We start from the raw sequence: 20437 nt of genomic DNA, 5'->3' as shown, positions 1-20437 counted from the left end.
AAGTCAGTTCAGCGACAGGGAAAGGTGCCTGGAAGAATCGCCCGGGCGGAGAACGAAAAACGGCGACCCGAAGGTCGCCGTTTTCTGTACTTCGAGGTCGATAGCGGTGTTACCGCCGCGACCGAGCAGGAAGGATCGCTCAGGCGGCGGGCTGGGCCACCAGTGAGCGGGTCTCTTCCTTGGCTTCGGTCAGGGCGACGCGTACCGCGTCGCCGAGCTTGAAGCGCTCCTCGCCCTCGATCTGGATGCGGCCTTCCTTGTCGTCGACCACCACCTTGTCGCGGTCTGCGTGCATCAGCGGTGCCGGTACGAAGGCGGTGGCGCCGTTGGCGGTCAGGCGTACCCGCATGCCGCCGCGGTTGATGGCGATGATCTCGGCATCGAACACGTCCTGCTGCTTGGCCGCCGGGGTCAGGTAGCGCACGTAGAGCCAGTCCTTGACGTCGCGCTCGGCCAGACGGTTGAGGCGACGGCGCTCGGTGAGCTGCTCGGTCAACTCGACGCTGGCCTCCTTCGGCGCCTGCTCGCCCTTGAGCACGCGCTTGATCAGGCGGTGGTTGACCATGTCGCCGTACTTGCGGATCGGCGAGGTCCAGGTGGCGTAGGCGGCCAGTCCCAGGCCAAAGTGCGGGCCCGGCTGGGCGGACATGGCGGTAAAGCCCTGGAACTTGCGCAGGCGGGCGTCGAGCCAGGCATCGTCGCGGCTTTCCAGCGCACGCTTGAGCTCCTTGTAGCGCGACAGGTCGGTCAGCGCCTCACGCTCGACGGCGATGTCCTGGGTCGCCAGGAAGCTCTGGGCGGCCTCGGCCTTGTCGTCCTCGAAGGCACGATGGACGTTGAAGATGCCGTGACCGACCTTGTCGGCCAGCAGCGTCGCACAGCAGGCGTTGGCGGCGATCATCGACTCTTCGATCATGCGGTTGGCGATGCGCCGCTCTTCGGTGCGGATCGCCAGCACGTTGCCGGCCTCGTCCAGGTCGAAGACATAGTCGGGACGGTCCTTGAACACCAGGGCGTGCTCCTGACGCCAGGCGGTGCGTGCCTCGGTCAGATCGCGGAGGGCCTTGAGCTGTTCACCGATGATGTCGTCGGGTGCCCATTCGCCCTGGCCCTCGAGCCAGTCAGAGACGTTGTCGTAGACCAGGCGAGCCTGTGAACGCGCGGTGGCAGCGAAGAACTGATAGTCACCGAGGCTGCCATCGGCGTTGACGTCCAGGCGACAGGCCAGCACCGGGCGCTCCTGGCCCTCGTGCAGCGAGCACAGATCGTCGGCCAGCTGCTCGGGCAGCATGGTGACGTTCTGGCCCGGCAGGTAGACGGTGAAGGCGCGGGTGCGGGCCTCGAGGTCGGCGGCGTGGCCTTCCTCGACGTAGGCGGTAGGGTCGGCGATGGCCACCGACAGGCGCCAGCCGCCGTCCTCACGGACCTCGACGCGCAAGGCGTCGTCCATGTCCCGGGTCTTCTCGCCGTCGATGGTGAAGAAGGGCTCGGCGGTCAGGTCCTTTCGCTCCAGGCCTTCGTCGCGCAGCGGCCAGTCGTTGCCGGCGTCGGGGCATTCCTGCTCGAGGGCGTGGCGGGCCAGGGTGACGCGCCAGGGCACTGCGGGATCATCGGTCTTGGCCACCAGCTCGTCGATCTGGGTAAAGAAGGCGCGATCGTCGGGCTTGAGCGGGTGGCGCACCAGACGCGCCACGACCCAGTCGCCGTCACCGATGGCGTCTTCCTCAAGGCTGCGCTTGATGCGTGCCTTCATGGCGGTCTTGATCGACGGGTGATCAGGCACCACCGCCAGGCGTCCATCGCGCTTCTGCACCCGGGCAACGAAGCGCTGCATGTTGCTCTCGATCAGGGTGTCGGGTTCCACCGACTTGCGCTCGCCTTCCTCGTGCAGCACTGCCTCGACGCGGTCGCCGTGCAGCACCTTCTTCATGGCGGGGGGCGGCACGAAATAGGACGCACCGTCCTCGCACTCGAGGAAGCCGAAGCCCTTTTCGGTGGCTTTGATGACACCCGTGACGCGGGGGGTGTTATCGCGGATCTGTTGCTTGAGCTGAGCCAGCAAGGCGTTGTTCTGCAGCATGGTCACGATCGAGTGGCGGGAATAAGGGGGCCACTATACGGATTGTTGCAGCCCCGGCCAAACCCCGTGGAGCCCGAGGCCACAAATCAAGGGGTTGGAAACGGCATTCGGCAAAATTTCACCGCTTCCTGTGCGGCATCCTTGCTACGCCTCCTTTCGCTCCCGTGGGAATACCTCGGTAGAGGAGTTGAGGGGGCGTGTGGGTCGCCGTGAAATGCACAGTCAGGGTTCGACCAATGTGGTATTAGATTGGTATTTAATTGGTCTCTAGGTGGAGCTATAGTGGTTATCACCAAGCTCCCAGGGACCACGCCGCCATGGATTCACGATTCGAGCACCTGCACCTCGACGCCTCGCTTGCCACGCCACTGTACCGCCAGCTGGCCAACGGCCTGGAGGCGGCCATCCGCAGTGGCAGCTGGCGCGCCGGAGAGGCGCTGCCGTCGGAACGCAACCTGGCCGAGGCGTTGGCGGTGTCACGCATCACGGCGCGCAAGGCCCTCGACCAGCTGGAGGAAAGCGGCCTGATCCGACGCGACCGCGGCTCCGGCACCTTTATTCGTCCCAGCATGGATCAGCCGCTGACCCGACTGGCGAGTTTCAGCGACATGCTGATCCAGCGGGGATTTTCGCCGCGCTCCGAGTGGCTGAGACGCGAGCGCTGCCAGCCGAGCTCCGAGGAGAATCTACGCCTGGGATTGTCGAGCAATGCCCAGGTGTCGCGACTCAAGCGTCTGCGTCTGGCCGATGACGTGGTGATGGCGGTGGAGGAGAGCTGCCTGCCGGTCACGGTGCTGCCGGACCCCATGGCGGTCGACGTCTCGCTGTATCAATGGCTCGAGCAGGCTGGTCGCCCCATCGTGCGTGCCCGTCAGCAGGTCACCGCGGTCAATGCCGACGCCGAACTCGCCGGGCTTGCCCAGGTGGCCGAAGGCCAGGCTCTGCTCAAGGTGACGCGGCTGGGCTACCTGGCCGACGACACCCCGGCGGAGCTGACCATCACCTACTGCCGTACCGACTACTACGACTTCACCGTCGAACTCGCCCGCTAGGAGACCGCCATGAGTACCGCTCCCACCCGCCTTGCCGGTAACGTGCTGACCCCCGAGGGCTGGCGCCTGGGTGAGATTCGGCTGGAACAGGGCCGGATCGCCGCCATCGAGGGCTCCCCCGTGGACCCCTCTACCAATGATGCCCCTCGGCTGATCCCCGGCTTCGTCGACCTGCACGTGCATGGTGGTGGCGGAGCCGACGCCATGGAGGGGCGCGAGGCCGTCTCGACCCTCGCCCGCACTCACCTGCGGTTTGGCACCACCAGCCTGCTGGCGACCACCATGACCGCGCGCCCGGAAGAGGTGCGTACGGTTCTGGGCGAGATCTCAGGCTATATGGACGCCCCGGACCCCGCGGCTTCCCGGGTGCTCGGCGTACACCTCGAAGGGCCCTTCATCAATCCTGGCAAGCTCGGCGCCCAGCCGGCCCACGCCCAGGTCGCCAGCGTCGCCGAAATGGATGAACTGATGGCGTTGGCGCCCATCCTGCTGATCACCCTGGCACCGGAAATCAGCGGCCATGGCGAAGTGATCCGTCACCTCACCGACAAGGGCGTGCGCGTCCAGCTGGGCCATACCCTGGGCAGCTACGAAGAAGGCGTCGAGGCGCTGTCCCACGGCGCCTGCGGCTTTACCCACCTGTTCAACGCCATGACCGCGCTGCACCACCGCAAGCCGGGCATGGTCGGGGCGGCGCTGGCCCACGCCGAGTACGCCGAGATCATTCCCGATCTGCTGCATGTACATCCCGGCGCCATTCGCACCGCGCTGCGCTGCATTCCGCGGCTCTATGCGGTGACCGATTCCACCGCGGCGGCTGGCATGCCCGACGGTGACTACCGCCTGGGCGAGCAGAAGGTGACCAAGTGCCTGGGCGGCGTGCGTCTGGCCGACGGCACCCTGGCCGGCAGCACCCTGACCATGGATCAGGCGCTGCGCAACTTCGTCAGTGTCGGGCTCAGCCTGGCCGAGGCCTCGGATCGGCTGTCGCGCTTTCCCGCGGACTTCCTCGGGCGCCGTGACATCGGTCGCCTGGGGGCCGGGGCCCGCGCCGATATCGTGACCCTCGACCCCGAACTCACCCTTACCTCTGTCCATCTGGACGGTCGTCTTGTCTCTGGAGAATCCCATGTCACTCATGCTTGAAGAGGCGCTGAACGCGCCGGAACGCCTGCGCGGTCAGTTGACGCGTAACCAGACAGTGCTGCGGGAACTGGGTGATCGCCTGCGTGCCGAGCCGCCGACAGGCGCCGTCACCGTGGCCAGGGGCAGCTCTGACCACGCCGCCAGCTATCTCGCCTACCTGTGCATGCAGACTCGCGGCATTCCGGTGGCCTCGCTGCCGCCGTCACTGTCGACCCTGTCGCGTACGCCCTGGCGATTGGCCGGCCAGCTGTCCATCGCCATCTCCCAGTCGGGCCAGAGTCCCGATCTGGTGGCGAGCCAGGAGGCGCTGAAGCAGGGTGGTGCCACCACCATCGCGCTGGTCAATACGCCGGAGTCACCACTGGGCCGGGCGAGCGATCTGGAAGTGCCGCTGTTTGCCGGTGAAGAGAAGAGTGTGGCGGCCACCAAGAGCTTCCTGGCGACCCTGTCCGCCGGTGCCCAGCTGATGGCGCACTGGAACGAGAGCGCCATGCTGCTGGGGGCGCTCAATGAGCTGCCCGACCGCCTCACCGACGCCGCCGCCCAGGACTGGAGCACGGCGGTAGAAGCGCTCAAGGACGCCGATCGGCTGATGGTCATCGGCCGGGGTACCGGGCTTGGCATCGCCCAGGAGGCGGCGCTCAAGTTCAAGGAAACCTGCGCCATTCAGGCAGAGCCCTTCAGTGGCGCCGAGGTCAAGCACGGCCCCATGGCGCTGATCGAGCCAGGCTATCCGGTACTGGTGTTCGCCCCCCCCGGCGCCGAACAGCAGGGCTTGCTGGAGCTGGCCGAGTGGCTCGAGAGCGTGGGTGCCAAGGTGCTGCTGGCCGCCGACGACCGTGTGCCCAAGCGCCATCTGACATTGACCTCGGCGGGTCACGAGGCGCTGGAACCGGTGTCGGTGATCCAGAGCTTCTATCCGATGGTGGCCCGCCTGGCCGAGGCTCGCGGTATCGATCCGGATCAACCGAGGCACCTGCGCAAGGTGACCTGCACGCTCTAATCACTACGACAATCATACGGAGCCGATCATGACTTCCAGCAATGTCACTCTGGTGGCGCCGGTCAAGGGGGTGGTAGTCCCCCTGGCCGACGTGCCGGACCCGGTTTTTGCCGAGGGTACCCTCGGCCAGGGCATCGCCCTGGATCCCCTGGGCGGTTGCCTGCACGCGCCCTGCGCCGGCGAGGTGATTCAGTGTGCCCGTACCCATCACGCCTTCACCATCAAGAGCGACGAGGGCGTCGAGGTACTGGTTCATCTTGGCCTCGACACCGTCGCCCTCGAAGGCAAGGGCATCGAGCCCTGCGTCAGCCTGGGCCAGCGCATCGAGGCGGGCGAGCCGCTGTGCTACTTCGATGTGGATCAACTGGTATGCGAGGCGGTATCGCTGGTGACACCACTGGTGGTGCTGGATGCCGGAGGTCGTGAGTGGGTGTCGCTGGACCTGCGTGCCGGCGATATCGTCCAGCGCGGTGATCCGCTGGTGGTGCTGGGCCCCGAAAGGCTTGCCGATGATGTCACCGATGAAGAAGGCGGCGATGACCAGGCGCTGGAGCGCTCTCTGGTACTGGCGATCGAGTCAGGGTTGCACGCCCGGCCGGCGGCACGCCTGCGTGCCATCGCGCGTGATCACCAGGTGAGCCTGAGCCTGCTGCGCGACGCTCGCACGGCCAGTTCGGATAGTGTCAGCGCCCTGATGAACCTGGGGCTCGAGTGCGGTGACGAGGTGGTCATCAGAGTAAAGGGGCGTCAGGCCGACGCGGCCCTGGCGGCAGCGATGGCGCTGTTGACCACCCCGGAAGGGCATGGCCCAGGACAGGCGGAGGCCGCCACATCATCGGCAGCGCCCAGCGTCGATCTGCCCGCCGGACAGCTCGCAGGTCTTGTGGCCAGCGCCGGGATCGCGACCGGTCCGCTGGCGACACTGTCGGTCAAGTTACCCGAGGTACCGCTGGAAGGGCTGGGGCGCAAGCTGGAAAGTCCGCGTCTGAAAGAGGCGCTCGAACGCGTCGGGCGCCAGCTGGAGGCCGCCCGAGAGCGCGCCGAGCGCAGTGGCCAGACCGCCGAGGCGGAGGTGTTCGAGGCGCACCAGGCGTGGCTTGAAGACCCTGATCTGGTGGCCTCGTCGATCAGCCGCCTGGAAGAGGGACTAAGCCCTGGCCAGGCCTGGCGCGAGGCGCTGGATGCCGAGGCCGATCGGCTGCGGGCCACTGGTAACCCCATCCTGATCGGGCGGATCGCCGACCTGCGTGATCTGCAACGCCAGGTGATGCTGGAATTCAGCGAAGGCGAGGGCAGCGGGTTCGGTGATATCACCCCCGGCGCCATCGTCGTCGCAGAGGATCTGACACCGTCCACCTTCGTCGATCTCTGCGCCCTGGCGCCGGCAGGGATATGCCTGGCCGCCGGAGGCACCACCTCCCACGTGGCCATCATGGCCAGGGCCAGGGGATTGCCGTGCCTGGTCGCCATGGGCGGCGGCCTGATGGAAGCGACCGAGTCGTGTCTGGATCGGGCGGTGGTGCTGGATGCCGACAACGGCCGGCTGGAACTCGAGCCCGACCAGGCGCGTCGCGACCAGGTGGTGGCGGACATCGCCGCCCGCCAGGCGCGCGCCGAGGAAGAACGCGCCGAGGCTCACCTGGAGGTGGTCACCCGGGACAACCACATGGTCGAGGTGGCGGCCAATATCGGCAGCGCCGAGGAAGCCCGCCAGGCCAGCGACTGTGGTGCCGATGGCGTCGGCCTGATGCGCTCCGAGTTTCTTTTTCTGGGGCGTGGCGCAGCGCCGGACGAGGACGCCCAGCGTCAGGAGTACCAGGCAAGCGTCGATGCGCTGGGTTCCAGGCCGGTGATCATCCGTACTCTGGATATCGGTGCCGACAAGCAGTTGCCGTACCTCACCCTGCCCACCGTCCCCAACCCGGCGCTGGGCGTGCGCGGCATGCGTTTGTGGCAGACCCAGCCGGCCCTGCTGGATACCCAGTTGAAGGCCTTGCTCGGGGTCAAGCCGTTGCGTCATCTGCGCATCATGGTGCCGATGGTCAGCGATGCCAGCGAACTCGAGTGGGTGCGCGAACGCATGGAGGCCCTGGCCGCCGAGATGCGGCTGACCGAACTGCCGCTGCTCGGCGCCATGATCGAGGTGCCCAGCGCAGCGCTGTGCTCCGCCGCCATGGCCAAGGTCGCGGACTTCCTGTCGATCGGCACCAATGACCTGACCCAGTATGGCCTGGCCATGGACCGCGAGGATCCTCAGCTGGCGGCCCAGGCCGACGTGCTGCATCCCGGAGTGCTGCGGCTGATCCAGGCCACCCTGTCGGGCACCGCCAACCGCTGCCCGGTGGGGGTGTGTGGCGCCGCGGCGGGTGACGACCTGGCCGGCCCGCTGCTGGTGGCCATGGGCGTGTCGGAATTGTCGGTGGAGCCGTCGCGTATCGCTTCGGTCAAGGCCCGCCTGCGCAGGCTTGATGCCGCCGTGATCGCGCGTGAAATCGACACCCTGCTGGCGATGCCCGATGCGGCCTCGGTGCGCAAGGCTCTGGCACCGCTGGTGGACGCCGCCCTCGACGTCGAACCCACACCCGAGAGGATCCTGACATGACCACCTCCTTTGGTTCACGCCTGATGGCGGCGCTTCAGCTGCTCGGGCGCTCCTTGATGCTGCCGATCGCGGTACTGCCGGTGGCCGGCCTGCTGCTGCGCCTGGGCCAGCCGGACCTGCTGGACATCGCCTTCGTCGCCAGCGCCGGTCAGGCGATCTTCGCCAACCTGGCGTTGATCTTCGCCATCGGCCTCGCCGTCGGCTTTGCCGACGACAGCAACGGCGCGGCGGGACTTGCCGGGGTGATCGGCTATCTGGTGCTGGACGCGGTGCTGCAAAGCCTCAACCCCGAGATCGACATGGGGGTGCTGGCCGGCATCATCATGGGTACCGTGGCCGGGCTTCTGTACAACCGCTTCAAGGCGATAAAACTGCCCGACTATCTGGCCTTCTTCGGCGGACGGCGCTTCGTGCCCATCGCCACCGGCCTTGCCGGGGTGGTGCTGGGGATCGCCTTCGGCTGGGGCTGGCCGCCGATCCAGCACGCCATCGACACCCTGGGACACTGGCTGATCGACGCCGGCGCCTTTGGCAAGTTCGTCTACGGTGCGCTCAATCGACTGCTGATCGTCACCGGCCTGCACCACGTGCTCAACAGCTTTGTGTGGTTCGTGTTCGGCAGCTTCGGTGACGCCACCGGTGACCTCAATCGCTTCTTCGCCGGTGACCCGGCGGCGGGTGGTTTCATGGCCGGCTTCTTCCCGGTGATGATGTTCGGTCTGCCGGCGGCGGCACTGGCCATGTACCACACCGCAGACAAGGGCCGTCGCGCCCAGGTCGGCGGGCTCTTGATGTCGCTGGCGCTGACCGCCTTCCTGACCGGGGTGACCGAACCGATCGAGTTCACCTTCATGTTCCTGGCGCCGCTGTTGTACGCCTTCCACGCGCTGATGACCGGGCTGAGCATGGCGATCATGCAGTGGCTCGACGTCAAGCTTGGCTTCACCTTCTCAGCCGGCGCCTTCGACTACGCCCTGTCCTACGGTCTGTCCACCAACGGCTGGCTGATGCTGCCGGTGGGGCTCGTGATCGGTAGCGTCTACTACGTGCTGTTCCGGTGGGCGATCGTGCGCTTCGATCTGCCGACGCCAGGGCGTGAGCCGATGGACGAGGGCGCCAAGGTACAAGCCGAGGACCTGGGCGAGCGGGGGCCGGCCTTCGTCACGGCACTCGGCGGTGCCGCCAACCTCGAGGCCGTCGGTGCCTGCACCACACGCCTGCGGCTGGTGCTCAAGGAGCCGGAGCAGATCGACGAGCCGGCACTCAAGGCGCTGGGCTCGCGTGGCATCATGCGCCTCGGCGGAGGTGGCATCCAGGTCATCCTGGGCCCCATCGCCGACAGCGTGTCCGATGAGATTCGCGCCGCCATGGCCGCCGAGGGCCAGACCCCGCCGGTGGGCGCCGACCCCGCACCTATCGCCACCGGCGTCCCCAAGGTGGTGAGCGCCAAGAGTCTCAATGACGAGCAGATAGACGCCTGGACCCGAGCGCTGGGTGGCTCGGACAACGTTCGCGCGCTGGAAGCCCGGGCGGCGACCCGTCTGCGCCTGGAGGTCGGCAGCGACGGTGCGCTGGACGAGCAGGCGCTGGCGCAGCTGGGTTGTCACGGCGTGATGCGAGTAGCCGATGGCGTGTGGCACCTGGTGGTGGGCAAGGACGCCGAGGCCCTGGCCGGTGGTCTGCACCAGGCAGGGCTGGTAGCCCGCTGAGTGGTAGCCCGCTGAGTGGTAGCCCGCTGGGTGGCAGGTGGCGAGTGTGATGCGCCCGCCACCTGCGGTCATCTCGCCTTACCGCCAGCGGCGGCACACTTCAGGGTGTGCCGCCGCTGGCGTTCTACGCCTGGCCATCTGGTGTAGACTTCCCCGTTCCCCCTGAAGACCCGGAGTCGCCATGCTGCCTCACCTGATCGTGTCCGACCTCGACGGTACCCTGCTGGGTGCCAACCATGACCTGGCCGAGCTGACCGTCGAGACCCTGCGTCGACTGGCCGCCGATGGCCACCGTATCGCCCTGGCCTCGGGCCGCCATCATCGCGACATGATCGGCTTTCGCGATCGCCTGGGGGTGGACGCCCATATCATCTCCAGCAACGGCGCCTGGACGTTGGACCCGAGCGACCGCTGCGTGCGGTCGGCACACCTCGCCCCGGAGCTGGTCGAGGCGCTGATCCAGCTGCCGCGTCATCCCGACGTACGCCTCAACATGTACCGCGACGAGGCCTGGGTGATCGATGATCACGCCCCGGGTCTGTTGTCGCTGCACGAGGCCACCGGCTTCGGCTACCGGGTGGAGGGACCGGGAGAGATGGACGTCCAGGGGGTCGGCAAGGTGCTCTATATCGGTGACCCCAGTCTGCTCGCCGACATCGAAGCCGGCGCCCGGGAGGCGGCAGGGGAGGCGCTTCACATCACCTACTCGATGAGTCATTCGCTGGAGATCATGGCCGCCGGGGTCAACAAGGGCACCGCCGTCTCGGCACTGCTTGACGACCTCGGCATCCCCGCCACCCGTTGCCTGGCCTTCGGCGACAACCTCAATGATCTGGAGATGCTGGCGCTGGCCGGCGAGGCCCAGGTGATGGCCAACGCCCATCCCAGGCTGGCCGAGGATCTGCCCGAGGCCCGCGTGATCGGTCACCACGCCGAGGCAGCGGTGGCCCAGCACCTGCGGCAGCGGTTCGGGCTGGACGGCTGACGGGGCGGCCGAGGCAAAGGCAGCGCGCTACACTGAGGCCACACTTGGGGCAGTGGTGGGGCGGCGGGCTAGGGCTTGTCTGAAAAGTGCCTGCGCTCGGTAATACGGCGTTAAAAATCGTCTGGTGCGCCAGCCCGGTCAAAATGCTCATTTACACCCCGTAAACTGCGCTTTCTCACCGATTTTTGCCTTGTCTAACCTTCGCTCGTCGACTTTTCGGACAGCGCCTAGCGCCGTCATACCGAGGTCTTGCATCCCCGTAACAGGAGGCAGTGATGAACGGATTTGACCCGATGTTTCTCGATCGCCATGTGCGCGACACCATGGCGTTCTATCATCCGCGGGCGATCGATCCGCACGGCGGTTTCTTCCAGTATTTTCGTGACGATGGCCACATCGTCGACGCAGGACATCGGCACCTGGTCTCCAGTACGCGTTTCGTGGTGACCTATGCACGCTTTGCTCGCCAGACCGGCAATCCCGAGTATCTGCACTGGGCCCGCCATGGTCTGGCCTATCTCGAAAAGGCCCACTTCCAGACGCGCCATCAGGGCTACGCCTGGACCCTGCGCGATGGAAAGGTCGAAGACCCCACCCATCACTGTTACGGCCTGGCCTTCGTGTTGCTGGCCTACGCCGAGGCCTATCGCGCCGGCATCGATGAAGCCTACGAGGGTATCGGTCGGGTTCACGCCATGCTCGACAAGCGCTTCTGGGAACCCCAGTGGCAGCGCTTCGCCGATGAGGCAGATGAGCACTGGAATCTCAGCGACTATCGCGGCCAGAACGCCAACATGCATGGCTGTGAGGCGCTGATCGCCGCCTTCGAGGCCACCGGCGAGACCCCTTATCTGGACCAGGCCATGGCCATCGCCCGCGCGATCACCAAGGCCAGCGATGACCATCCCCAGGGCTGGATCTGGGAGCACTACAACCGCCAGTGGCAGCGCGACTTCGACTACAACCGCGATGATCCCAAGCACCTGTTCCGTCCCTGGGGCTATCAGGTGGGCCACCAGACCGAATGGGCCAAGCTGCTGGTGCTGCTGGCACGCTATCGCGATGATGCCTGGTTGATTCCCACCGCCGAGCGGTTGTTCTCGAGCGCCTGCGAAGCGGGCTGGGACAGGACCCATGGCGGCCTGGTCTATGGCCTGGATCTCGACGGGCAGGTATGTGACGGCGACAAGTACTTCTGGGTCCAGGCGGAGAGCTTCGCCGCGGCCGCCGTGCTCTGGGAGGTCACCGGCAAGGCCAGCTATCGACGCTGGTACCAGCGGCTGTGGGACTACAGTTGGCAGCACATGATCGACCACCATCATGGCGCCTGGGTGCGTATCCTGACGCCGGACAATCGTCGTTACGACAACCTGAAGAGCCCTGCCGGCAAGGTCGACTACCACACCATGGGCGCCTGTCAGGAAGTCATGGAAGTGCTCGAGCGGCTGGATCGTTAGGCATCTGTCTTCGGCGCCGGCCGATGCCATGCTACGGCCGGCGCTCCTCACCATCCTGGGCCGTCAGGCGTCCTTCTTCGGTGCCTCCATGCGCCTGAGCTGGCGCCACAGATCGCGGCGCAGGTCCGCCACTCGGGGGCGCTCGTCAGGGTCGAAGGCCAGCGGGCGCACTAGACGCTGGGTGCGCAGTCCCAGACGTGCCCCCAGCAGCCCCACGCCGAGGCCCTGGGCGGCGCGGGTGGACAGCCGCCCGGCCAGGTCCAGCGACAGCATCTGCATGCTGGCGTCGGCGGCAAGCTCGGTGGCGCCGGCGAAGGCCATCTGATAGAGCACGCTGCGCAGCAGGCGTACCCGGGCGGCGTAGCCCAGCTCCAATCCGTAGAGTCGGCACAGGCGATCGATCATCGCCAGGTGGCGCCAGGCCACCAGCGCCATGTCGACCAAGGTTAGCGGGCTGACCGCCACCATCACGGCGGTTTCTCCGCTCATGCGCGAGATCAGCCGGCGCGCCTCTCGGTCACGGGGGGCGAGCAGATGGTGGGCCACCAGCGCCTGCAGGTCACGGCCGTCATGGTGGTCTTCACGGGCGGCCTCGAAGGCCAGCCAATGGGGATCGTCGTCGCCGAGGGCCAGCTGATGCTTGAGCCGTCTGACCATGGACAGTGCGTCCCTGGGGGAGCGCGACGGTAATTCGGCCAGGGATTCACGCAACTGGTCGTGGCGCTTGAGGCGCCTGAGGCGAAACAGCTCCCGACTCAGGGCGAGCCCGCCAAGGCCGATGGTGGCAAGTCCAAGCAGTTGCCAGCCGGTGGCGATCAGGTCACCGCTGGCCAGGGTAGCGGGGACCCCGGTCACCAGTTCGGCGCCGCCCAGTCCCACCGCCGCTCCCAGTACTGCGATCAGGCCCCAGCGGCGCTTGCGTGGGCGTCCCAGAGAGCCCTCGAGGTCGACCTTGGTATCGGTTTCCGGCGCCTCGGCTGGGGTTAGCGCTCGGCTATCCAGGTGATCGTCGAAGCGCAGGCCCGGACGCGGGTCACTGAAGGTGGTGTTGTCGACGCCGGCAGCGGAGGGCGCATCGTCGTCATCGGCGAAGCGTACCGCAGGGCGCGGGTCGTCACGGCTATCTCGAGTCATGCGAGCTTGTCTCCAATCAGCCAGTCCAGCGCCAGGTCCATGCGAATATGGGGCAGCGCACCGGTGGTCGAGGGCTGAGGGCGGAAGGCGGTGAAATCGAACCCCTGGCGATCCCAGAAGGCTGGGTCAGGCAGGCGGCTGGGCACCTCGCCGGGGAAGGCCAGCAAGGGCTCGCCTTCCAGGGTGACGCCCTTGAGCGCAGGGGATTTCCTGCCCTGGTGGGTGACCTCGCGGGCCTCGGTGGCGCGAATGGCCGCCAGCGACATGGCCTTGACCGGAATATTGGCGTACTTGAGGTTCTTCAGTGGTTCGGCCAGCAGCGCCTCGAGCAGCCCGACCAGGCGGGCATGCTGTTCCGGGGTCACGTGGTCGGCCTTGGTGGCGGCGATGGCGAGGCGGTCGATGCGTGGCGTGAACAGCCGCGAGAACAGGCTGCGCTGGCCGTAGTTGAAGCTCTGCATCAGACGATGGAGCGCCTTGGACAGATCCTCGAAGCGTTCCGGCCCGGCGTTCAGTGCTCCCAGCACGTCCACCAGCACGATCTGGCGGTCGAAGCGCCGGAAGTGCTCGCGGTAGAACGGCTTGACGATATGTTGCTGGTAGTAGCTGAAACGCCGGGCCAGGGTACGGTAGACGCTGGTCTCGGGCAGCCTTTCGAGGTCGTCGGACGATGCCTGCTCCAGCCCCGGCAGGGGGAAGAACTGCAGCACCGGGGCGCCGGACAGCTCCCCCGGCAGCAGAAAACGGCCGGGCTGAAGGTCGGAGAAGCCGGCCTCCCTGGCGGCGCGCAGGCCTTCGGCGTAGCGCTCGCTGATCTCCGCCAGGCGGGCCTCGTCGGCCTCGTCGTCGAGCCGAAGTTCACGCACCGCGCTTTCCCAGTCGGCCAGCATGGCGCGCCTTGCTGGCCCCGCCGCGTCCCACTGGGCGAGGCTCCAGCTCAGGAAGTCGTGGTCCAGCAGCGGCAGGTCGAGCAGCCACTCGCCAGGATAGTCGAACAGGTCCAGGGTCAACTCGGCGGTATCGGGTCGCAACCACTGCTGGCGACCGGGGCGATAGCGAATCTTCAGGCGTAACTCGCTGATGCCACGGGTGGGCTGGGGCCACTCGGGAGGCGTGCTCTCGAGGCTGGCGCGGGCTCGGTCGAAGGGAAACCTGGGGACCGCGAGATCCTGCTGGGAAACCCGCTGTGCGCCCAGCAGGCGCCCCTCGCGGCTGGCCGAGAGCAGGTCGAGCCGCGCCTCGAGCCCGGCGTGACGCAACTGGTCCACCAGGGAGGTCAAGAATGCCGTCTTGCCGGCCCGAGATAGCCCGGTCACCGCCAGACGCAACTGGCGGTCTCGGCCGCGCTCGATCAGGTCCATCAGATCACGGGTCAGGTCCGTTGGCATTGCCACTCCGTCGGTGAAAGTTATTCCTTAATCTGGGGGCGACCGGCGTCAAAGGCAAGACGCTGCGCCGCGATCAGTATCAGCGGCAGGGCAGCCATCGGCAACAGCCACAGATTGAGCGTCTGCCAGCCAAGCCACTGGATCAGCGGGCCGGCCGCCAGGGCGGTGATCGCCGCAGTGGAAAACACCAGGAACTCATTGGCGGCCTGAACACGGGCCTTTTCTGCGGGCAGGTGACACTCGGTCAGAAGGCCAGTGGCCGGCAGAAAGGTAAAGTTCCAGCCCAGTCCCAGCAGGATCAAAGTGACATTGAAGCCCGCCAGGCTGGAGGGTGCCAGGGCGCTGAGGGCACTGGCGCAAAGCAGCACACAACCCAGCGCGATCATGCGTGTCGTGCCGAACCGCTGGGTCAGTTGGCCGGTGAAGAACGAGGGCGCGAACATCGCCAGCACATGCCACTGAATCGTCATCGAGACGTGGTGAAAGGCGTGGCCATCGGAGGCCATGGCCAGGGGGGTAGCGGTCATGGCCAGGTTCATCACGCCGTAGCCGATCATGGCGGCGAGTACCGCAAGCCAAAGCTTGGGCTGTGCCAGCAGCTCCCCGAGCGGACGTCTCTTGCCATGACGGGTGCTCGGGTCCAGCGGGGGCAAAGGTACCACCAGCAACAGGGCCAGGGCGATGAGGTAGAGCGCTCCCAGGCCGATGAAGCTTCCGAGAAAGGGCGTCGTGACGGCGTCCTGACTGATACGTGCAAGCCAGGGGCCGAAGAAGGCGGCCAGCACACCACCGCCCATGACCAGACCGATGGCCCTGTCCCTGGCGCCGCTCGGGGCCAGCTCGATCGCCGCGAAGCGATAGAGCTGACCGAAGCCGATGCCCACGCCGATTGCCATGGTCGCCACGGTGAAGGCGGCGAAGTGATTGGCCAGCAACGCCAGGTAGGCGGCTACCGTGCCGGCGAAGCCGATCAGGTTGCCGATCACGAAGCCTCGCTTGCGCCCCAATCGGCCCATGATCAAGGAGGCCGGCAGGGTGGCGAGCATCAACCCCAGCCACTGAGTCGCCACCGGCAGGGTGGACAGCCAGGGCGAGGGCGCCAGGCTCTGGCCGATCAGCGGCGAGACGGCGATCAACAGAATGTTGCCGCTCACCAGCAGCGCCTGACACAGCGACAGCAGAAGCACACCGCCGGGGAGGCGGGATGAAGTCACAGGGGGCATGGCGGAGTCTCCGGTAACGAAGGTCGTGGATAAAAAAGACTGAGGCGGTGACTCAGCGATGGTTCGCTGAATCGGCGCCGAAGCGCGCGTGGTAGATCGACGGCGAAACGCCATAGTGGCGATGGAACTGGCGTCTCAATTGTTCGCTGGTGCCCAGACGCCAGCGTGAAGCGAGGCGTTCCAGCGAGGTTTCTCCACGCACCAGCTCGCGCCGAGCCGCCTCCAGGCGCAGTCCGGTGAGATACTCGCCGGGACTGGTGTCCAGGTGGTGGCGAAACAGCCGGGTCAGGTGGCGTGGGGTGATCTTCAGGCTGTCGGCCATGCTCTCCAGGTCGAAGGCGCCGCCGGGGTCGGCGTGCAGTCGATCGATCAAGGGGCGCAGGCGGGGGCCGCAACGATGCTGGCGAGACAGCAGTTCGCTGAACTGGGACTGGCCGCCGGGGCGATGGAGGAACATCACCAGTTCGCGGGCCACCGCTGCGGCGGCTTCTGCGCCCAGATCACTCTCGACCAGCGACAGTGCCAGGTCGATGCCGGCGGTGACCCCGGCGCTGGTGTAGCGCCCGCCGTCATGGACGTAGAGCGCATCGGCCTGGACCCTTACCTGCGGAAAGTTGTCGGCAAGCCGTCGACAGTGGCGCCAGTGGGTGGTGGCGCTGCGTCCGTCAAGCAGGCCCGCATCGGCCAGCAGGAAGGCGCCGGTGCAGACGGCGCCCAGGCGCCCGAGGTGCGGCGCCACCCGCGTCAGTCGTTCGCGCCAGCGCTGTTGCTGGCACTGGACGAAGACGCCGTGGCCCCCGGCGATGAGCAGGGTGGTCAGGTCGCGGCCGTTGCCGCCAGCATCGGGGGCCTCGTCGAGTTCGCTCTCCCACCCTTCCCAGTCAAGATCCGGCAGCAGTCGCAGACCGCCGTTGGTGACCAGTTCGCTCGCACTTCGGCCGATCAGACGTAGCCGGTAGGCAGGCTTGCCCAGCACGTCGTTGGCGCTGGCGAAGACCTGCCAGGGGCCGCTGACGTCGAGCATCTGACAGTCGGGGTAGGCCAGCAGGGCGACGTCTCGAGTCGTGGTCACGATGGGGGCTCCAGAGAAGGGGGGACGCACCTGACAACGGCGCGACAGCGAGTCTCTGGAGTCTGGAGGAGGTCAGGAATGTCGGCAAGGACCATTATCCCACCGATATGGACATATGGTGTCCACAACGACGACGCCCCGCCTTGACAGGGCGGGGCGTCGTCATTGCGGGGCGTGGTGGCCGTCAGCCGGCAAAGGCCAGGTAGATGGCGATGACCAGGATCACCAGCACGATGCCCGCCGGCACGGCACCCTTCCAGGGCGTCAGGTCGACGGCGCCGACGTCTTCCTGCTTCCAGGCCTCGGCGCGCGGGCGCAGCTTGCCGATCACCAGCATCAATGCCACCAGCAGCACGAACACCAGGGCGACGAAGTGGAACTCGTGCATGATCACCGGCAGCTTGTTGAAGGGCGGGATGAAGTAGCCACAGAAGATGGCCAGACAGCCACCCACCAGAGCGATCTTGGCCGCCATGGGGGGCACCCGACGAGTCAGCAGGCCGACCACCACCACCGCCAGGATGGGGATGAAGTAGATGGCGTTCATCTTCTGCAGGTAACCGAACAGGCTTTCCTGACCGGCCAGCAGTGGCGCGATGATCATCGCGGAGATGGCCATGATCCAGCCGAACACCTGGCTCGACTTGACCACCTGGGCCTCGGTGGCGTCCTTCTTCAGGACCGCCTTGTAGAGGCCCAGACTGAACAGGGTGGTGGTGGAGTTCAGCGCCGAGTTGAAGGAAGACAGGATGGCGCCGACCATCACCGCGGCGAAGAAGCCGGTGAGTGGCGCCGGCAGCACGTTGAACACCAGGTGGCCGTAGGCCGCGTCAGCCTTGACGCCCTGATCGGCGTACAGGTGGTAGGCGATGATGCCCGGCAGGACCAGGTACAGGGGCCCCAGCAGCTTGAAGAAGCCGGTCAGCAGCACGCCCTTCTGGCCCTCGGCCAGGTTCTTGGCGGCGAAGGTCCGCTGGATGATCTGCTGGTTGGTGGTCCAGTAGAAGACGTTGATCAGGAAGACGCCGGTGAACAGGGTGAAGAAGGGGACGCTCTGCTCGCTGCCACCGATGGAGTTCATCTTGTCGGGGTTGGATTCCTTGAGGATCTCCCAGCCGGCGAGCACACCGCCGCTGTCGCTGACCGCCTGAAGGCCGAAGTAGACGATCACGAAGCCACCGATCAGCAGGCCGACGCCATTGAGGGTATCCGACACGGCAACGGTGCGCAGGCCCCCGAACAGGGCATAGATGGAGCCGATGATGCCGACGATCCACACCGTCAGCCACAGCAGGGTGGTGCTGGATTCGATACCGGTGAGCCCGGACAGGTCGAGCATGCCCTGCAGGCCGATGGCGCCGGAGTAGAGGATGATCGGCAGCAGTACCACCGCGTAGGCGATCAGAAAGATCACGTTGGTGATCAGTTGGGTGCCCTTGTCGAAGCGAATCTCGAGCAACTGGGGCAGGGTGGCGATGCCGCTTTTCAGAAAGCGCGGCAGGAAGAACAACGCCAGCGCCACCAGAGCCATGACCGCCACCACCTCCCAGGCCATCACGCTGAGGCCATCGGTGAAGGCGGAGCCGTTGAGGCCGACCATCTGCTCGGTGGACAGGTTGGTCATCAACAGCGAGCCGGCGATCAGCGGGAAGGTCAGGCTGCGCCCCGCCAGGAAGAAGCCGCTGGTGCTTGAATGGTCGTCACGGCGTGTGATGCGCCAGGTGATGAAGGCGACCAGTCCTGTAAAGAACAGGAAGGACGCGAAGGTGAGTAGGGGCATGGTGTCATCCTTGCGGTCGTTGTCCGGTGCGGCGTGGTCGTGAGCCACCTCCCAAAGGGGGCATGGCGATTACCGCACTTGGGTCGATGTCCGTGCCGAGCGCCAGCTGGCAGGCCAGTGGCGCCGACACCCAGGAAGTATCTTTGCAGCGCTTGCGTCATCCTGCCCGCTGCAGTGCATCTTTTGGCGCTGAAGCAGCGCGGGTTCGCGCAGTGTCGCATTGACGTCAAGTCGGTGGAAATTCCGAAAGTCTTCGTCTTTTTCCAGAAAGACGTCGAGCTTAAAGGATTAAGTTAACCGACGGTTGCGTATTCCAACTACGTGATCGCAAGTCTAATCGGCTCTCCGTGGCGAGCCATACGTCTTTTGTCGCAGCGGGTCAGTTTGGTGGAGCTGCTGAAATCGGCACAGGCTCGATGATGCCGAACAGTTGCAGCAGTGTCGGCGTTGCCGCGATGATAAAGCCGCACAGGGCCAGTGCACGACCGGGCCATCGGCGCTGCGGGTGGCGTGCCAGGTGAAGGCCGAGCAGGCAGACCAGCAAGCCCGTGAGATGAAACACCACGGCGAGCGATCGAAGCAGTTCAAACGAGGTCATGGGCTGTCCCTGGGCATCCTGTGGCAGAGGGGCGACGTGGCGGAATCCGCGAGCGAAAGGGCGCGGCCGCCTGGGTCACAAGCGAGCGAAGGGGAGTCTGCCATGACCGACAGGGTGGTGCGAGCCGACGAAGTGATCGAGTTCTGGTTTCAGACGCTGACACCAAAACAGTGGTTTGCCAAGGATGATGCGCTGGATGGCCGTATCCGCGATGACTTCGGTGCGACCCTGGCGGCGGCGGCCGCCGGCGAGACCTGGCAGTGGCGTACCTCGGCCCGCGGGCGGCTGGCGGAAATCCTGGTGCTCGATCAGTTCTCTCGCAACATCTACCGCGGCGAGCCACGAGCCTTCGCCTGTGACGGTCAGGCCCTGGTACTGGCCCAAGAGGCGGTGTCCCAGCGCGCAGATCGGGTGCTCGATCCTCCCTGGCGAGCCTTCCTGTACATGCCCTATATGCACAGCGAGTCGTTGCGTGTGCACGACGAGGCGCTGCGCCTGTTCGACCAACCGGGACTCGAGCACAACCTGCACCACGAGCATCGCCACCGCGAGGTGCTGGTGCGTTTTGGTCGCTATCCTCAGCGCAATGAGGCGCTGGGACGAGCGTCCACCGCCGAGGAACTGGCCTTTCTTGCCCTGCCCGGCAACCGATTCTAGACGCGACGAAGGGCCTGTCATCGGCGCTGACCCAGCGTCACCGGACGGTATTCGTGCTGTCGCGTCTCACATTACGTGACATATCCCTACTTTCGTATGCATTGATGTAATGGTATAGCTGTGAACGGTGAAGATCGTCCCCGGGCGATCGACGCGGCACCTCGCGCCCTGGTCAAGGGATTTGGTCGAAGGAGCGAGGGTGAATGATTCGCAAGTTTCCATTCAGTGACGAAAGGAGAACGCAATGAGCTTTATCGCGTGGTTGATCATCGGTGGTCTGGCGGGCTGGATCGCGGGCAACATCATGCGTGGCGGCGGCTTCGGCCTGCTCGGCAACATCGGCGTCGGCGTGGTGGGTGCTCTGATTGGCGGCCTGCTGTTCAGCCTGGTGGGGCTGTCCAGCGGCGGCTTTATCGGTTCACTGGTCACTGCGGTGGTGGGTGCCGTGGTGCTGCTGTGGGGTGTGGGCAAGCTACGCGGTTAGCGCGCTCTGATCAGCGACCGAATGGCGGCGACTCGCCGTCATCGCAAGGGGCCCGGTGCACTGCACC

General features: G+C 66.2%; 16 protein-coding genes. 9 read left to right on the top strand and 7 right to left on the bottom strand.

Translation table 11 applies throughout. The annotated features are described in order from the left end of the window. Positions 1–139 precede the first annotated feature (139 nt). On the bottom strand, positions 140–2080 hold the full coding sequence (locus tag NFG58_RS14605) for an exoribonuclease II (protein ID WP_348826837.1): 1941 nt from the start codon (positions 2078–2080) through the stop codon (positions 140–142). A gap of 317 nt (positions 2081–2397) precedes the next feature. Here NFG58_RS14605 and NFG58_RS14600 point away from each other — a divergent pair, with 317 nt between their 5' ends. The 7 genes from NFG58_RS14600 to NFG58_RS14570 all read left to right on the top strand — a co-directional run bounded on the left by NFG58_RS14600 (position 2398) and on the right by NFG58_RS14570 (position 12034). Beyond that, entirely contained in the window at positions 2398–3132 is a 735-nt protein-coding gene (locus tag NFG58_RS14600) for a GntR family transcriptional regulator (protein WP_108133240.1), read from the top strand. A 9-nt stretch (positions 3133–3141) separates the two neighbouring features. Then, the gene (gene nagA, locus NFG58_RS14595; RefSeq protein WP_348826836.1) at positions 3142–4278 is read left to right on the top strand and encodes an N-acetylglucosamine-6-phosphate deacetylase; all 1137 of its coding nucleotides are present in this window, start codon (positions 3142–3144) and stop codon (positions 4276–4278) included. Next, the gene (locus tag NFG58_RS14590; RefSeq protein WP_348826835.1) at positions 4262–5281 is read left to right on the top strand and encodes an SIS domain-containing protein; all 1020 of its coding nucleotides are present in this window, start codon (positions 4262–4264) and stop codon (positions 5279–5281) included. Before nagA ends, NFG58_RS14590 begins: the two co-directional genes overlap by 17 nt. Before the next feature lie 28 nt (positions 5282–5309). Beyond that, positions 5310–7883: a phosphoenolpyruvate--protein phosphotransferase gene (gene ptsP, locus NFG58_RS14585; RefSeq protein WP_348826834.1), complete on the top strand. Its 2574-nt coding sequence runs from the start codon at positions 5310–5312 to the stop codon at positions 7881–7883. Continuing rightward, the gene (nagE, locus tag NFG58_RS14580) at positions 7880–9592 is read left to right on the top strand and encodes an N-acetylglucosamine-specific PTS transporter subunit IIBC (protein WP_348826833.1); all 1713 of its coding nucleotides are present in this window, start codon (positions 7880–7882) and stop codon (positions 9590–9592) included. Before ptsP ends, nagE begins: the two co-directional genes overlap by 4 nt. Positions 9593–9773: 181 nt before the next feature. Continuing rightward, complete coding sequence (locus NFG58_RS14575; protein WP_222517168.1) at positions 9774–10577, top strand: Cof-type HAD-IIB family hydrolase; 804 nt, start codon at positions 9774–9776, stop codon at positions 10575–10577. Positions 10578–10852: 275 nt separating this feature from the next. Continuing rightward, positions 10853–12034, top strand: a complete 1182-nt coding sequence (locus NFG58_RS14570; RefSeq protein WP_348826832.1) for an AGE family epimerase/isomerase — start codon at positions 10853–10855, stop codon at positions 12032–12034. A 63-nt stretch (positions 12035–12097) separates the two neighbouring features. Here NFG58_RS14570 and NFG58_RS14565 read toward each other — a convergent pair whose 3' ends face one another. The 6 genes from NFG58_RS14565 to NFG58_RS14540 all read right to left on the bottom strand — a co-directional run bounded on the left by NFG58_RS14565 (position 12098) and on the right by NFG58_RS14540 (position 19229). Next, positions 12098–13168 (bottom strand): TIGR01620 family protein, encoded by a 1071-nt coding sequence (locus NFG58_RS14565; RefSeq protein WP_348814580.1) that lies wholly within the window; start codon positions 13166–13168, stop codon positions 12098–12100. Continuing rightward, positions 13165–14556 carry a YcjX family protein gene (locus tag NFG58_RS14560; RefSeq protein ID WP_045992935.1) on the bottom strand — a complete coding sequence of 464 codons (1392 nt, stop codon included), beginning with the start codon at positions 14554–14556 and terminating at the stop codon, positions 13165–13167. Before NFG58_RS14560 ends, NFG58_RS14565 begins: the two co-directional genes overlap by 4 nt. A gap of 20 nt (positions 14557–14576) precedes the next feature. Then, a complete protein-coding gene (locus NFG58_RS14555; RefSeq protein ID WP_348826831.1) occupies positions 14577–15779 on the bottom strand; it encodes an MFS transporter in 1203 nt (400 codons plus the stop codon). Between the two features lie 52 nt (positions 15780–15831). Next, on the bottom strand, positions 15832–16851 hold the full coding sequence (locus tag NFG58_RS14550; protein WP_348826830.1) for a helix-turn-helix domain-containing protein: 1020 nt from the start codon (positions 16849–16851) through the stop codon (positions 15832–15834). A 184-nt stretch (positions 16852–17035) separates the two neighbouring features. Then, on the bottom strand, positions 17036–18631 hold the full coding sequence (locus tag NFG58_RS14545) for a solute:sodium symporter family transporter (protein WP_045992933.1): 1596 nt from the start codon (positions 18629–18631) through the stop codon (positions 17036–17038). A gap of 379 nt (positions 18632–19010) precedes the next feature. Beyond that, on the bottom strand, positions 19011–19229 hold the full coding sequence (locus tag NFG58_RS14540; RefSeq protein WP_045992932.1) for a hypothetical protein: 219 nt from the start codon (positions 19227–19229) through the stop codon (positions 19011–19013). 102 nt (positions 19230–19331) lie between these two features. Between NFG58_RS14540 and NFG58_RS14535 the strand changes: the two genes are divergently transcribed. Both NFG58_RS14535 and NFG58_RS14530 read left to right on the top strand, forming a co-directional pair. After that, entirely contained in the window at positions 19332–19886 is a 555-nt protein-coding gene (locus NFG58_RS14535) for a DUF924 family protein (protein WP_348826829.1), read from the top strand. A gap of 244 nt (positions 19887–20130) precedes the next feature. Beyond that, positions 20131–20370: a GlsB/YeaQ/YmgE family stress response membrane protein gene (locus NFG58_RS14530; RefSeq protein ID WP_045992930.1), complete on the top strand. Its 240-nt coding sequence runs from the start codon at positions 20131–20133 to the stop codon at positions 20368–20370. Positions 20371–20437: the final 67 nt, after the last annotated feature.

The organism is Halomonas sp. RT37, assembly GCF_040070525.1.
Classification (GTDB): Bacteria; Pseudomonadota; Gammaproteobacteria; order Pseudomonadales; family Halomonadaceae; genus Halomonas; species Halomonas litopenaei.
The sequence above is the reverse complement of the archived record's forward strand: the minus strand, read 5'-3'. Positions and strand labels throughout refer to the sequence as shown.